Below are 13,284 nucleotides of genomic sequence, written 5' to 3' on the forward strand. Positions count from 1 at the left end.
GCGACTGCCCGCGGGCTCGGCCAGCTCGGCGCCTGGCTGGCGCTGGCCGTCACGGTGGTGGCCCTGCTCGGGGTCGGTGGGACGGCCGTCGCCGCCGGCCAGCTCTCCGGGCCCGCGCTGGCGGTGCTGGCGCTCACCCCGCTGGCCCTGCACGAGCTGCTGCTGCCGCTGGTGGACGCCGAGCAGGCGCGCCGCCGCACCGCCGCCGCCCTCGCGCGTCTCGACGGCCTGCACCGCCCCGTCCCCTCCCCGGTTCGAGGTGATATCGCGCGTCCCCAGTCGCGCGAACACCTCGAACCGGCGGGAGAGGCGGGAGAGGCGGGAGAGGCGGGGGAGGCGGAGGAGTCGGACGGGGGTGTGCGGGGGCTGGACGAGGCGGGGATCGCGCTGGACGGGCTGGTCGTCGGGCGGACGTCCGACCTCACCGAGCCGGTGTCGCTGCGGCTGCGCCCGGGCCGCCGGGTGGTGCTGGTGGGCCCGAGCGGGGTCGGCAAGTCGACCCTGCTGGCCACCCTGCTCGGCCAGCTCGCCCCGCGGGCGGGCACGGTCGCGGTCGGCGGTCCGGTCGGCTGCCTCACCCAGGACGCCCACCTCTTCGACACCACGGTCGCGGAGAACCTCCGGCTGGGACGTCCCGGCGCCACCGACGCCGAGCTCGTCCAGGCCCTGCGCCGGGTCGGGCTCGACCTCCCCCTGGAGCGCCACGTCGGCGAGCACGGCACCCGGCTGTCCGGTGGTGAGGCGCGCCGGGTCGCGCTCGCCCGCGTGCTGCTGGCCGCCCCGGCCACCGTGGTGCTGGACGAGCCGACCGAGCACCTGGACGCCGAGACCGCCCGGGCCCTGCTGCGCGATGTCGACACCCTCTTCGCCGACGCGCCGGTGCTGGTCGTCAGCCACCAGCCCGAGCTGCTGCGGCAGGAGTGGGCCGACGTCGAGGTGGTGCACCTCGACGCCCGGGTCGAGCGCGCTGCCTCCGACCTGGTCCCCGACCCCGTCCGGACCCCGTGAAAACGCGCCGACACCAGTCCCTGCGCGGGATCCGCGGCCCCGGACCGCTACGGTGAACACCGATGAGCCCACTGAACACCGACACGGCACGGGCTCTGCCGTGCGACGTCGTGCCCTCCGGGGACGACCCGGCTCCGGCCGGGTCGTCGCGTCGCGTGTCGGCACCTCCGAGGAGAAGGATCACCAGATGAGCAAGAAGAACATCGTCGCCGCCGTCGCGCAGACCACCGGCACGACCCAGTCCGAGGCCGACAAGGCCGTCTCCGCGGTGCTGGACGCCATCGCCGGCGAGCTGGCCAAGGGCGAGAAGGTCTCGCTGCCCGGTTTCGGCACCTTCGAGGTGCGCGAGCGCGCCGCCCGCACCGGCCGCAACCCGCAGACCGGCGAGGAGATCCAGATCGCCGCGTCGAAGGTCCCCGCCTTCAAGGCCGGCACCCAGCTGAAGAAGCAGGTCGGCTGACCCAGCCGTCTCCTCGCCGAGGGCCCGCCCGCGGAGGTCACCGACCTCCTCGGGGACGGGCCCTCGTCGGCGTCCGGAGAGGGCCCGGCGGCGGTTCGGCCGCCGACCGGGCGGTGCGCACATCGGCGTCCCAGTACCCCACCCCGACCCCGGTCGGCGACGGGGCGATGCCGATGAACGACCTGCCCACGCCCGGCTCAGCGGCGGGCGACGTCCGGTGCCGGGTCGGTGGCGGGGGTGCCGAGCAGGTCCTCAGTGCCCTTCTCGAACAGCGCCGGGCCGATCCGGGCGCTGCTGCGGGCGAAGAGGACGGCCACCGCGAGGATCCACACCCCGATGCCCACGTACACCGGCACCGACACCCCGCTGGCCGGCAGCAGCGCCGCCGCCAGCACGGCAGCGCCGACCTGGGTGGTGTTGAAGATCATGTCGTAGACGACGAACACCCGGCCCTTGTACGCCTCGTCGACGTGGGCCTGGACGAGGGTGTCCACGCCGATCTTCAGCGACTGGGCCGCCACCCCGAGCAGGAAGCCGGCCACCACCAGGGTGGGCTGGGTGATGATGCTGCCCGGCACCACCTGCAGCACGCCGGCGGCCACCAGCACGGTGACGATCCAGCGGCGCAGCCCGATCCGGGCCACGAAGAACGGGGTGACCGCGCCCGACAGCACGAACCCGACCGCGGTGGCGCCGGCCCACAGCCCGAAGGCGGCGGTGGCGGCGTCCACGTCGGCGACGTCGTAGAAGGTGTTGCGGTAGACGAGGATGGCGGCCACCATCACCATCCCGTAGCCGATCCGCTGCAGCGCGATGGTGAGCAGCCCGAGGGCGGCCGGACGCCGCTCGACGATGTGGCGGACGGCGTCGGCCAGCCCGGTGACCACCCCGACCACCTCCGCGCGCACCGAGGTGCGCCGTGCGGCCAGCCGGAGGGTGGCGTCCGGGCCGAGCGCGTCGCGGGGGATCCGCAGTGCCAGCACGACGGTGAGCGCGAACCCGGCGGCGCACACCACGAAGACCAGCGCGTCGGCGGCCTGGGTGCCCTGCCACGGCCCGACCAGGGCACGGATCGCGAACGCGGCACCACCGCCGATGACGACGCCGGCCGGCCCGACCGTGGGCATCACCGAGCTGGCCAGCAGGTACTCGTCCTCGTCGACGGTGTGGGCCAGCGCCGCCGACATCCCCGCCAGCGCGAACCGGTTGAGGCTCATGGTCAGCAGTGCGGCGAGGTAGAACAGCCCGAGCGTCAGCGCGGTCCCGGTGCCGACCACCACCAGCGCGGCCATCCCGAGGGACAGCCCGATCCGGATCACATCGGTGACGATGACGGCCTGCCGGCGGTTCCAGCGGTCCAGCACTCCGCTGACGAAGGGGCCGACGACCGAGAAGGGCAGGAACATGATGGCCATCACGGCCACGATGTCGGCGCCGGTGGTCTGGAAGCGCGGGTCGAGCAGCAGGTAGGCCGCCATCCCCACCTGGACCATGCCGTCGGTGGCCTGCACGGCGATCCGGACGGCGACCAGCCGGCGGAAGAGCTGGTGGCGCCAGAGCCGGCGCAGTGCCTTGACGAACTCCACGGACCCCACCACTCGTCGCACCCGTACGGGCTGCCGGACCGCCCGTCCCCCGGGTGCGGAGCCGGCCGGGACGGCGGGGACCCGGTCCGGATCCGCGTCGATGCTACGTGACCGCACCCGGGCCCACCCGTTCTCGGCGGGTGGGGCCCGGGACGGGGATGCGGATCAGTCGCCGGGCCAGGTGCCGGTGATCCGCTTGAACCCCACCGCGCCGGCCCGGTCGACCAGCGCCTTGACCACCGCGAAGACCATCCCCTGCAGTGCGGAGGCCAGCAGGATGTGCTTCAGCGAGTACTCCGACTGCAGTGCGGTCGGCGGGTCGTCCTCACCGGCGACGCGCTTCCAGATCTGCCTGAACACCAGACCCGACAGCGCACCGGCGGCCAGGCCGCTGGCGAGTCCGACCGGGCGGTAGGCCATCTTGGCGAGGGCCGGCATGGTCTTCTCCTCTCGTCGGTCGTTGCTCCCACTGTCCCATCCGGCTGCCGGGCCACCCCACCGGCCCTGCCAGGATGGGGTCATGGCGGACGCAGAGCGTTGTGTGCAGTGGCTGGCCGAGCTCGCCGACGTCCTCCCGGCGGACAACACCGGGCTGCGGCGTCCCGAGCTGCTGCAGCTGGTGCACGACCTGACCGACACCTTCGTCGAGCTGCCCGAGGAGGGACGCCGCCAGGTCAGCCAGGCGATGACCGTGCCGGTGGCCTCGGCGCTGAAGGTGCTGGCCACGCACCTCCTCGAGCAGGCCCTGGACGAGCAGCGCCCCGACCTGCTGCGGACCGTCGTGCGCACCTACGTGGTGGAGGGGTTCCAGGTCGAGGCCGAGGACAGCGTGCGGCACCTGGCGATGCTGGCCGAGGCCTGCCGCCGGCTGGACGTCGACCTCGACGAGCTGGTGCAGGAGGTGCTGCCGGTGGCCGGGGACGAGGCGCGCGAGCGCCTCACCGAGTTCACCCGCCGCCCCCGCGCCGACCGGCTGCTCACCGGTTTCGGGCTGCGGCTGGAGCAGGGTGAGGACGGCTGGCGGTTCCGGGCACTGGGTCCCGGCCGGCGGGGCTGACGGTCAGCCGCGGCGGTCGAGCAGCCAGCCGGCGCCGCGGACCAGCAGCTCGCGGTGCGCGGGCGAGTCGTAGGAGCGGGCGTCGTGGCCCAGCCCGCTGTAGAGCACCCGGGCCGGTCCGGCCGTCCGGGCCCACACCACCGGGTGCTGCTCCTCGTCGTGCTCGTGCTCGCAGAGCACGGTGACGTCGGGCCCGGTCTCCAGCCAGCTGTAGCGCTCGTCGACGAGCTCGATCGGCCCGAGGCCGGCGGCGACGGGGTGGTCGACGTCGACCGGCTCGACCCGGGCCGGTCCGATCGGCGGGTGCATGGTGCGGCCGCGGACCCAGCGCCCGCCCAGCAGCGAGGCGTAGGTCGACGAGCTGGGCAGCGCAGTGGTCGCCGAGTGCACGCCGAGCAGGGCACCGCCGCGCTCCAGGTGCTGCTGCAGCGAGCTCTCGATGGCCGCGACCACCTCCGGGCCGGGCCGCTCGGGCAGATCGGGCACGTCGGGGTCGGGACCCTCGGTGTTCCCGATGTTGAGCACCAGCAGGTCGACCGCCGGCAGCCCGGTCAGCGCGTCCTCGACGTCGTCGCGGACCGTCACCTCCAGACCGGTGCCGGCGAGCACCTGACGCAATCGCTCCGAGGTCTGCTCGAAGGGGTGCCAGGGGTCGGCCCAGCGGCCGCTGCCGCTGACGACGAGGGCGGTGGGCATGGTCATCTCCTCGGGTTCGGGGCGGCGGTGGAGTCGCGGGGCACCAGGACGCTGCTCACGGTGCGGCGCCGGGGTCGGCCGGCGTGCGGTCGGAGCACCAGGTCGAACGCCTTGCGCCCCATCTCGGTCAGCGGGAAGCGGACCGTGGTCAGGCCGGGGGACAGCTGGGCGGCGATCCGGATGTCGTCGAAGCCGGTGACCGAGAGGTCGTCGGGGACGCGCAGCCCGCGCCGGCGCAGGACGTCCAGGGCGCCGGTGGCCATCTGGTCGCTGAGGGTGACCAGCGCGGTGGTGTCGGGGTGGGCGTCGAGCGCGGTCGCGGTGGCGGTGGTGGCGCCGTCGACGCTGAACTCGCACGGCTCGAGGTGCCAGGTGACGTCGGGGTCGGCGTCGAGCACGGAGGCCAGCCCGGCGATCCGGTCCTGCACCGTGGTCAGCCCTCCCAGCCCGCCGAGCACCACGATCCGGCGGTGGCCGAGCCGGAGCAGGTGGCGGGCGATGGTGGCACCGGCGCCGACGTTGTCGGGCAGCACCGCGTCGGCCTTCAGGCCACGGCGTCCGATCACCGCCACCTGCCCGCCGCGGGCCGCGAACCCCTGCAGCACCTGGGCGGTCGGCTGCTCCAGCGCCGGGTCGAGGTGGCCCGAGCCCGCCAGCACGATGGCCCGGACGTGGTGGGCGACCAGGGTGCGCACCTGCTTGAGCTCGCGCTCGGGGTCGCGGCCGGCGTGGCAGACCTGCACCAGCAGGCCGTGCTCCTCGGCGGCGTCCACCATGGCGGCGGCGATCTCGGTGAAGTAGGGGTCGATGATGTCGTGCACCACCAGGCCCAGCACCGAGGTCGGGCCGCCCGCGAGCGTCCGGGCGTGCACGTTGGCCACGTAGCCCATCTCGGCCGCGGTGCGGCGGACCCGCTCGGCCATCTCCCGGCTCACCCCGGGTTTGCCGCTGAGCGCGCGGGAGACGGTCGCGCCGGAGACGCCGAGCGCCCGGGCGACGTCCTCGAGCCGGGTGGTCGCCCCGACGACCTCCGGTCGATCCGCAGCGGGTCGGACGCCGCTCGACATGACCCTCCTCCGTGGTGGCGCCGCCCGCAGTGGGGCCGGCTCCTCGGTGCGATCCGCCTCGGTGCGGCGCACGCCGGACATCCTGCCACCTGTTGCCATCGGGACGGCGGCGGTACTACCGTAACGCAAGCGCTTGCGTAAGCGGTTGAGCAAAGGAGCGGACATGGCTGAACGCACGACCCGGATCGTCATGAACGGGATCACCGGACGGATGGGCTACCGCCAGCACCTGCTGCGGTCCATCCTCGCGATCCGCGACGAGGGGGGTCTGGTGCTGCCGAGCGGCGACCGGCTGCAGGTCGAACCGGTGATCGTGGGCCGCAGCGCGGACAAGCTCAGCCGGATCGCCAAGGAGCACGGCATCGCGGACTGGACGACCGACCTGGGCGAGGCCCTGGCCGACCCGACCGCGAGCATCTACTTCGACGCCCAGGTCACCTCCGGGCGCAAGGACGCCATCCTCGCCGCGGTCGCCGCCGGCAAGCACGTGTTCACGGAGAAGCCGATCGCGGAGTCGGTGGCCGACGGGATCGAGCTGGTCCGCGCCGCCGAGGCCGCCGGCGTCCGCACCGGTGTGGTGCACGACAAGCTCTACCTGCCCGGCCTGCTCAAGCTGAAGCGGCTCATCGACTCCGGGTTCTTCGGGCGCATCCTCTCGGTGCGCGGGGAGTTCGGCTACTGGGTGTTCGAGGGCGACCTCATCCCCGCCCAGCGGCCCAGCTGGAACTACCGCGCCGAGGACGGCGGCGGCATGGTGCTCGACATGTTCTGCCACTGGAACTACGTGATGGAGAACCTGTTCGGCAAGGTGGAGGCGGTCACCGCCAAGGCCGTCACCCACATCGACGAGCGGTGGGACGAGCAGGGCGAGCGCTACACCGCCACCGCCGACGACGCCGCCTACGGCATCTTCGAGCTCGACGGCGGGATCATCGCCCAGATCAACTCCTCCTGGGCCGTCCGCGTGGACCGCAAGGAGCTCGTCGAGTTCCAGGTCGACGGCACCCACGGCTCGGCCGTCGCCGGGCTGTTCGGCTGCCGGATCCAGCCCCGCGTGCGCACCCCGAAGCCGGTGTGGAACCCCGACCTGCCCACCACCGAGGACTTCCGCGGCCAGTGGGACGAGGTGCCGGACAACCAGGAGTTCACCAACGGCTTCCGCGCCCAGTGGGAGCAGTTCCTCATCGACGTCGACGCCGGCCGCCCGCACCCCTACGACCTGGCCGCCGGCGTCCGCGGGCTGCAGCTGGTCGACGCCGGGCTGACCTCCTCCACCGAGGGCCGCCGCGTCGAGATCGAGCACTTCCAGGCGGGCGCATGAGCACCGCCACCCGCACCGAGGAGGTGCCCGGCACCGGGACGACGATCCGGCTGCCCGCCGGCGACGGCGGCTGGCGCGAGGTCGAGCTGGCCGAGCCGCGGGCCTGGACCCCGCACCCGCAGCCGCACACCGCCCGGGTCGCCTTCGCCGCCGCCCACGTCATCGTCGACCCGCGCGGGGAGAACGTGCCCGGTGCGCCCGCAGTGGTCGACTGGGACGCCACCCTGGCCTTCCGCCGCCACCTGTTCGCCCACGGGCTCGGGGTGGCCGAGGCGATGGACACCGCCCAGCGCAACATGGGTCTGGACTGGGCCGCGGCCGCCGAGCTGATCACCCGCAGCGCCGCCCAGGCCAAGGAGCACGGGGCCCGGATCGCCTCCGGCGCCGGCACCGACCACCTCACCGTCGCCCCGCACCAGCTGACCGCGACCGAGGTGGGCGCCTCCGCGCTCGAGCAGGTGACCACCGCCTACCTCGAGCAGGTCGCGCACGTCGAGGGCGCCGGCTCGCAGGTGATCGTGATGGCCTCCCGCCACCTGGCCGCGGCGGCGCGGGGCTTCGACGACTACCGGCGGGTGTACGAGACGATCCTCACCCAGGTCGCCGAGCCGGTCGTGCTGCACTGGCTGGGCGAGGCCTTCGACCCGCAGCTGGCCGGCTACTGGGGCAGCCGGGACGTGGCCGAGGCGACCGAGAACTTCCTCTCCCTGGTCCGCGCCCACGCCGACAAGGTCGACGGGGTGAAGGTGTCGCTGCTGTCGGCCGAGCACGAGCGCGGTCTGCGCGCCGCGCTGCCCGAGGGCGTCCGGCTCTACACCGGCGACGACTTCAACTACCCCGAGCTGATCGAGGGCGACGGCGAGCACCACTCCGACGCCCTGCTCGGCGCCTTCGCCGCGATCGCGCCGGCCGCCTCGGCCGCCTTCTCCGCGCTCGAGGCCGGCGACGTGGAGGCGTACCGGGCCGAGATGGCGCCCACCCTGCCGCTGTCGCGGGCGATCTTCGAGGCGCCGACGTTCCACTACAAGACCGGTGTCGCCTTCGTGTCGTGGCTCTCGGGCCTGCAGGACGGGTTCACCATGGTCGGCGGCATGCAGTCGGCCCGCTCGCCACTGCACCTGGCCCGCGTGTTCGAGCTGGCCAACACCGCCCGTCTGCTGCCCGACCCCGACCTGGCCGCCGCCCGGATGCAGCTCGTCCTCGACACCGCCGGGCTCCGCCCGTGATGCGCCGACCCGCCCCCGCCCCCGCCGCTGCCCCTGCCCACGCCCACGCGTGTGGCCTGATCGTCGGTCCGGCACCGGTCGAACCGACGGGACGTCCACACCCGCGTCCGGGCACCGGGTGCAGCGGCCGGATCGGAGGGGTGGCATGAGCGTCCTGGACGTCCCGAGCGGGCAGGCCGCGCGGGTGGAGACGCCGACGGCGGGCGACCCGCGGCTGGCCCGGCTCTCGCTCAACCAGCGCACCACCGCGGAGTGGTCCCTGCGGGAGGCGGTGGACGGGTGCGTGGCCGCCGGGCTGCCGAGCATCGGGCTGTGGCGTGAGCCCGTGGCCGAGGTGGGGCTGGAGACCGCGGTCGCGATGGTGCGGGACGCCGGGCTGCGGGTGTCCTCGCTGTGCCGCGGCGGGTTCTTCACCGTCTCCGAGCCGGAGGCCGTCGAGCGCGCGCACGCGGAGAACGTCCGGGCCCTGGACGAGGCCGCCGCGCTCGGGGCGCCGACGCTGGTGCTCGTCCCGGGCGGGCTGCCCGAGGGCGACCGCGACCTGGTCGCCGCCCGCGAGCGCGCCGCCGCCGCGGTGGAGCGGCTGGTGCCGGAGGCCGAGCAGCGCGGGGTGGTGCTCGGCATCGAGCCGATGAACCCGATCTACGCCGCCGACCGCGGGGTGGTCTCCACGCTGGCCCAGGCCCTCGACATCGCCGAGCGGTTCACCCCGCAGCAGGTGGGCGTCGTGGTCGACACCTTCCACCTGTGGTGGGAGCCGGGGGTGCGCGAGCAGATCCTGCGGGCGGGCGAGCGGATCGTCAGCTACCAGGTCTGCGACTGGATCACCCCGCTGCCGGCCGACACCCTGCTGGCCCGCGGGATGATGGGCGACGGCCACGTCGACTTCACCGCGTTCACGCGCTGGGTCGCCGAGGCCGGCTACACCGGCGACGTCGAGGTGGAGATCTTCAACGCCGACGTCTGGGCCGCGCCCGGTGCCGACACGGTCGCCACCCTGGCCCGTCGCTACGTCGAGCTGGTCCAGCCCCACCTCTGAGCCGTCGAGTGGCACGCTCCCGGGCGTCCGGCGTCCGTCCCCGCCCGGGACCGTGCCACTCGTCGTGCGGTCAGAGCAGACCGGCGAGGAGCAGCGCGATCAGCTGGCTGACCGCGTTGTTGACCACGTGCACGACCACCCCGGGCCACACCGACTCGCTGCGCCGGCGCAGCTCACCGGCCACCAGGCCCACGACGAGGGCGGAGAAGAAGACCGCGTTGATCCCGTGCATCAGCGCGAACACGACCGCGCTGCCGACCACGCCCACCACCGCGCCGTAGCGGAGCAGCACCGTGGTCACCACCCCGCGGAAGAGCAGCTCCTCACCCAGCGGGGTGAGCAGGGCCAGGAACAGCAGCGACAGCACCACCGACCACACCCCGGCGCTGCCCGCCTCGGTGTAGGGCTGCTGGATGTTCTCGGGCTGGATGCCGAGCAGCAGCGTGATCACCCCGATGATGCGGGCGACCACCAGCGCGACCAGTCCGCCGAGGACGCCGAGCAGCAGCCAGCGCACGGTGGTGCCGCGGACGCCGAACGCCTCGGGCCGTCGCACCCGCAGCGCCAGCGCGACGAGGAAGGCGATGATCCCGGCCACGCCCGACAGCGCGCCGAGCGCCAGCCCGCGCGCCACCCCCTCCACGCCGAGCGGGGTGAGCACGAGCGGTCCGGTGCCGTAGGCGACCAGGGCGAGCACCGCGAGCCCGACGAGCAGCTCGGGCCAGCCGGGGGCGGTGCGGGGACGGTCGCGGGCGGCGGAGGTGCTCATCGGGACTCCTCGGGGCGGGTGGGCGCATCCGGACGGCGCCCCGGGTCATCGGACACCGTGCCCCCAGGACCGGGTCAAGACCCGCCCGGCCGGGCGCTCCGTGGACGCCGACCGGGCTCGGTGACTCCTACCGACGCGAAGACGCAGGCCCCGGTCGCACGCTGGCCAGGCGCTGCGTGCGCCACCGGCCGCCGACCCACCGGCCCGCCGGCGACCACCTCGAGGAGCCGCGATGCCCACCGCCGTCCGCACCGCCGCCCGCACCGGCTCCACCGACGGGTGAACGTCTTCGTCCTCGGGGTCAGCGGCCGGACCGGCAGGCTCCTGGCGCGCACCCTCCTCGACCGCGGCGATCGCGTCGCCGGGCTGGTGCGGCGCGAGGAGCAGCGGGCCCAGCTCGCGACCCTCGGCGTCGACGCCACCGTCGGTCAGCTCGCAGGGGCGAGCGCGGAGACGCTGGCGCCGCTGCTCCGCGGTGCCGACGCGGTGGTCTTCGCGGCCGGGTCCAACGCCGGCGCCCGCGAGGTGACGGCCGCGGTGGACGGGCAGGCGGTGGTCGAGACGCTGGCGGCCGCCCGGCTGGCCGACGTCGACCGGTTCCTGCTGCTGTCGGTGCTCCCCGAGGCGGGACGCGCGCAGGGCCCCGAGGAGGACGAGGAGTTCTACTTCGCGGTGAAGAAGCTCGTCGACGTCACCGTCACCCTCAGCGACCTCGACTGGGTGGTGCTGCGCCCCTCGCTGCTGGTCGACCGTCCCGGGACCGGGCAGGTGGCGCTCGGGCCGGCCCAGCCCGACGACGAGATCCCGCGGGCCGACGTCGCCGCCACGCTGGCGGAGCTGCTGCACGAGCCGCGGGTCCGGCGGCAGCTGCTGGAGGTCACCCAGGGCTCGACCCCGGTGGCGCAGGCGGTCCGGGCCACGATCCGCTGACGTCGCGGCCGCGGCGGACGGCCCCGCTGCGGCCGGCTTGACCCGGTCGTGGGCACACGGCCTCGACTGGTCCCCGAGCCCGGCGCCGCCCGGCCGGCACCCGTCACACGCCAGGAAGACGACCGATGACCATCCAGCCCGTCCCCACCACACCCGCCCGCCGCTCGGTGCTGCGGGCGCTCGTCGCCGTCGTCGCCCTCGGCACCGCACTCACGCTGCTCGCCTGCGCCACGAACGCCGACGCGGACGGGCCGCCCCCGCTGCAGGACCCGCCGGACGTCGTGGGGGCGGTCGACCACCTCGTCCGGTCCGGCCTCCCACCCGCCTGACCCGGCTGGTCCGTGACATCGCGGCCGCCATCCGACCGTGCCGCGGACGCACCGGCCCGCGGTCAGGGCAGGTCGAGTGCCCGCAGCTGGCGGCGGGAGGTGATGCCGAGCTTGCGGAAGATGTTGCGCAGGTGCGCCTCGATCGTGCGCGGGCTGAGGAACAGCTGGGCGGCCACCTCCCGCGAGGTCGCCCCGGTGGCGACCAGCCGGGCGATGTGCAGCTCCTGGGCGGTCAGCTCGTCGGCGGGTTGCGCGGTGCGGCCGCGCGGGTGCTCCCCGGTGGCGCGCAGCTCGCGGGCGGCGCGGGCGGCGAACGCCTCCGCCCCCATCTCCGAGAGGCGCCGGTGGGCCGTGCGCAGCACCTCCCGGGACTCTGCGCGGCGGCCCTCGCGCCGCAACCACTCCCCGTGCAGCAGGTGCGCCCGGGCGGCCTCAGCCCCCATCCGCGACTCCTCCAGCCGGGCGACCGCCTCCCGGTGCAGCTCCTCGGCCCGGGCTCCGCTGCTGGTCAGCGCCCGCGAGCGGGCCTCCAGCCCGAGCGCCCAGGACGTCCCGCAGGCGCGGGCCCGTGCGCTCAACCGCTCCAGCGCCGCACCGGCCCGTCGGGTGTCGCCGGAGCGGGCCGCGGCCTCGACGAGCTCGGGCAGCACGGCGGTGCTGAGCGAGAGCTCCGGGGACTTCTCGGCCCGTCCCGCCGCCTCCAGCGCGGTCGGGTAGTCCCCGAGCCCGTTGTGCAGGACGGCCATCGCGTACCCGCCCGAGCCGGCCTCGGCGCCGTCGTCGGGGTAGCGGGTGTCGCGCGTGGTCACCGCGTACAGCTCCGAGGCCAGCGCACGGTCACCCCGCCAGGAGGCGAGGATCACCTGGGCGTGCCGCAGCGGCACGACGCCGATCGACTCCGAGATCGCCACCGCCTCGCCAGCGACCTCACCGGCGCGGGTGAGCTGGCCACCGAGGACCAGGACGTTGGACAGCAGGCTCAGCGCGGCCGGCAGCCCGGCGAGGGATCCGGCGGCCCGGGCGACCCGGACGTGCTCCTCGGCCAGGTCGAAGGCCAGCTCGTCGTCGAGGACGCCGACGGCGATGCGTCCGGCCAGCAGCAGCCACGGCTCGTACTCCCCGGTCCGGTCGGGATCCGCACACGCGTCCCGCAGCGTCCGGGCGACCTCCTGCAGCCCGGGCACGCCCTGCTCGAACCCCTCGGTCAGGGTGACCGCGAGCGCGTCCAGCAGCAGGTCCGAGAACCGCGGCGGCACCGGGGCCGGCGGGGCGTCGGCGGCGGTCGCGGCGATCCTCGACGCCGCGGCGGCGTCGTCGATCATCGCCGCGTCCAGCGCGTGCAGGTGGATGTCGCGGGACATCGCGGGGTCGATCGGGGCCATCGCCCGTGCCGCGTCGACGAGCAGGTCGGGCTCGTCACCGCCGCGCCGGAGGGCGAAGGCGATCTGGGCGCGGAGCAGGCGGGTGCGCACCTCCTGGGCGGGGTCGAGGGGGCCGCCCTCGGCCACATCCAGCAGCTCCTGCGCCGCCTCCGACGCGCCCGCCTGCTGCTTGTCGTGGGCGGCCTCCAGGGCGCGGCGGGCCCGGTCGGCGGGGTCGGGGGTGAGCTCGACCGCCTGCTGCAGGAAGGCCGCCGAGGCGGCGAACCCGCCGCGGGAACGGGCCCGTCCGGCCGAGCGCTCGAGCTCGGCGGCAGCCCCCTCGTCGGTGCCCTGCACCGAGCGTCCGCGGTGCCAGGCGAACCGGTCGGGCTCGGCGGCGGCGTCGGTGGCCGCCGCCAGGGCGCCGTGCACCCG

The 13,284-nt window shown here is 75.1% G+C and carries 14 protein-coding genes; 8 read left to right on the forward strand and 6 right to left on the reverse strand.

What is annotated here, in order from left to right; genetic code table 11:
- Together DVA66_RS09175 and DVA66_RS09180 are read left to right on the forward strand one after the other, a co-directional pair.
- Nucleotides 1–1,008, forward strand: a 1,008-nt coding sequence (locus tag DVA66_RS09175) for an ATP-binding cassette domain-containing protein (RefSeq protein ID WP_114559813.1), incomplete at its 5' end; no start/stop codon positions are given.
- Between the two features lie 187 nt (nucleotides 1,009–1,195).
- Complete coding sequence (locus tag DVA66_RS09180; protein WP_114125844.1) at nucleotides 1,196–1,468, forward strand: HU family DNA-binding protein; 273 nt, start codon at nucleotides 1,196–1,198, stop codon at nucleotides 1,466–1,468.
- 197 nt (nucleotides 1,469–1,665) lie between these two features.
- Here DVA66_RS09180 and DVA66_RS09185 read toward each other — a convergent pair whose 3' ends face one another.
- Together DVA66_RS09185 and DVA66_RS09190 are read right to left on the reverse strand one after the other, a co-directional pair.
- Nucleotides 1,666–3,054 carry an MFS transporter gene (locus DVA66_RS09185; protein ID WP_114559814.1) on the reverse strand — a complete coding sequence of 463 codons (1,389 nt, stop codon included), beginning with the start codon at nucleotides 3,052–3,054 and terminating at the stop codon, nucleotides 1,666–1,668.
- Nucleotides 3,055–3,219: 165 nt separating this feature from the next.
- Nucleotides 3,220–3,492, reverse strand: a complete 273-nt coding sequence (locus DVA66_RS09190) for a DUF4235 domain-containing protein (RefSeq protein WP_114559815.1) — start codon at nucleotides 3,490–3,492, stop codon at nucleotides 3,220–3,222.
- A gap of 82 nt (nucleotides 3,493–3,574) precedes the next feature.
- Here DVA66_RS09190 and DVA66_RS09195 point away from each other — a divergent pair, with 82 nt between their 5' ends.
- Nucleotides 3,575–4,111, forward strand: a complete 537-nt coding sequence (locus DVA66_RS09195; RefSeq protein ID WP_157973926.1) for a hypothetical protein — start codon at nucleotides 3,575–3,577, stop codon at nucleotides 4,109–4,111.
- A gap of 3 nt (nucleotides 4,112–4,114) precedes the next feature.
- Here DVA66_RS09195 and DVA66_RS09200 read toward each other — a convergent pair whose 3' ends face one another.
- Nucleotides 4,115–4,807, reverse strand: a complete 693-nt coding sequence (locus tag DVA66_RS09200) for a ThuA domain-containing protein (protein ID WP_157973927.1) — start codon at nucleotides 4,805–4,807, stop codon at nucleotides 4,115–4,117.
- 2 nt (nucleotides 4,808–4,809) lie between these two features.
- Complete coding sequence (locus DVA66_RS09205; RefSeq protein WP_114559818.1) at nucleotides 4,810–5,874, reverse strand: LacI family DNA-binding transcriptional regulator; 1,065 nt, start codon at nucleotides 5,872–5,874, stop codon at nucleotides 4,810–4,812.
- A gap of 163 nt (nucleotides 5,875–6,037) precedes the next feature.
- Between DVA66_RS09205 and DVA66_RS09210 the strand changes: the two genes are divergently transcribed.
- The 3 genes from DVA66_RS09210 to DVA66_RS09220 all read left to right on the forward strand — a co-directional run bounded on the left by DVA66_RS09210 (nucleotide 6,038) and on the right by DVA66_RS09220 (nucleotide 9,460).
- On the forward strand, nucleotides 6,038–7,195 hold the full coding sequence (locus DVA66_RS09210) for a Gfo/Idh/MocA family protein (protein ID WP_198671616.1): 1,158 nt from the start codon (nucleotides 6,038–6,040) through the stop codon (nucleotides 7,193–7,195).
- Nucleotides 7,192–8,421, forward strand: a complete 1,230-nt coding sequence (locus DVA66_RS09215; RefSeq protein WP_114559819.1) for a dihydrodipicolinate synthase family protein — start codon at nucleotides 7,192–7,194, stop codon at nucleotides 8,419–8,421. Before DVA66_RS09210 ends, DVA66_RS09215 begins: the two co-directional genes overlap by 4 nt.
- Nucleotides 8,422–8,566: 145 nt before the next feature.
- Complete coding sequence (locus DVA66_RS09220; protein ID WP_114559820.1) at nucleotides 8,567–9,460, forward strand: sugar phosphate isomerase/epimerase family protein; 894 nt, start codon at nucleotides 8,567–8,569, stop codon at nucleotides 9,458–9,460.
- Between the two features lie 70 nt (nucleotides 9,461–9,530).
- Here DVA66_RS09220 and DVA66_RS09225 read toward each other — a convergent pair whose 3' ends face one another.
- Entirely contained in the window at nucleotides 9,531–10,229 is a 699-nt protein-coding gene (locus DVA66_RS09225; protein WP_114559821.1) for a CPBP family intramembrane glutamic endopeptidase, read from the reverse strand.
- A 279-nt stretch (nucleotides 10,230–10,508) separates the two neighbouring features.
- On the opposite strand from DVA66_RS09225, the gene DVA66_RS09230 reads away from it, so the two are divergent.
- Both DVA66_RS09230 and DVA66_RS09235 read left to right on the forward strand, forming a co-directional pair.
- On the forward strand, nucleotides 10,509–11,159 hold the full coding sequence (locus tag DVA66_RS09230) for an NAD(P)H-binding protein (RefSeq protein WP_114559822.1): 651 nt from the start codon (nucleotides 10,509–10,511) through the stop codon (nucleotides 11,157–11,159).
- 125 nt (nucleotides 11,160–11,284) lie between these two features.
- Nucleotides 11,285–11,488 carry a hypothetical protein gene (locus DVA66_RS09235; protein ID WP_114559823.1) on the forward strand — a complete coding sequence of 68 codons (204 nt, stop codon included), beginning with the start codon at nucleotides 11,285–11,287 and terminating at the stop codon, nucleotides 11,486–11,488.
- A 62-nt stretch (nucleotides 11,489–11,550) separates the two neighbouring features.
- On the opposite strand, the gene DVA66_RS21910 is transcribed toward DVA66_RS09235, so the two are convergent.
- The coding region (locus tag DVA66_RS21910; protein WP_269801609.1) for a LuxR C-terminal-related transcriptional regulator at nucleotides 11,551–13,284 on the reverse strand (1,734 nt) is incomplete at its 5' end.

The sequence above is a fragment of the Desertihabitans aurantiacus genome, from assembly GCF_003344635.1.
Lineage (GTDB): Bacteria > Actinomycetota > Actinomycetes > Propionibacteriales > Propionibacteriaceae > Desertihabitans > Desertihabitans aurantiacus.

What these genes read in the sequence shown, in the direction of transcription:
- DVA66_RS09180 (WP_114125844.1), top strand. Translation starts at nt 1,196, where the DNA reads ATGAGCAAGAAGAACATCGTCGCCGCCGTCGCGCAGACCACCGGCACG.
- DVA66_RS09190 (WP_114559815.1), bottom strand. Translation starts at nt 3,492, where the DNA reads ATGCCGGCCCTCGCCAAGATGGCCTACCGCCCGGTCGGACTCGCCAGC.
- DVA66_RS09195 (WP_157973926.1), top strand. Translation starts at nt 3,575, where the DNA reads ATGGCGGACGCAGAGCGTTGTGTGCAGTGGCTGGCCGAGCTCGCCGAC.
- DVA66_RS09200 (WP_157973927.1), bottom strand. Translation starts at nt 4,807, where the DNA reads ATGCCCACCGCCCTCGTCGTCAGCGGCAGCGGCCGCTGGGCCGACCCC.
- DVA66_RS09205 (WP_114559818.1), bottom strand. Translation starts at nt 5,874, where the DNA reads ATGTCGAGCGGCGTCCGACCCGCTGCGGATCGACCGGAGGTCGTCGGG.
- DVA66_RS09210 (WP_198671616.1), top strand. Translation starts at nt 6,038, where the DNA reads ATGGCTGAACGCACGACCCGGATCGTCATGAACGGGATCACCGGACGG.
- DVA66_RS09215 (WP_114559819.1), top strand. Translation starts at nt 7,192, where the DNA reads ATGAGCACCGCCACCCGCACCGAGGAGGTGCCCGGCACCGGGACGACG.
- DVA66_RS09220 (WP_114559820.1), top strand. Translation starts at nt 8,567, where the DNA reads ATGAGCGTCCTGGACGTCCCGAGCGGGCAGGCCGCGCGGGTGGAGACG.
- DVA66_RS09225 (WP_114559821.1), bottom strand. Translation starts at nt 10,229, where the DNA reads ATGAGCACCTCCGCCGCCCGCGACCGTCCCCGCACCGCCCCCGGCTGG.
- DVA66_RS09235 (WP_114559823.1), top strand. Translation starts at nt 11,285, where the DNA reads ATGACCATCCAGCCCGTCCCCACCACACCCGCCCGCCGCTCGGTGCTG.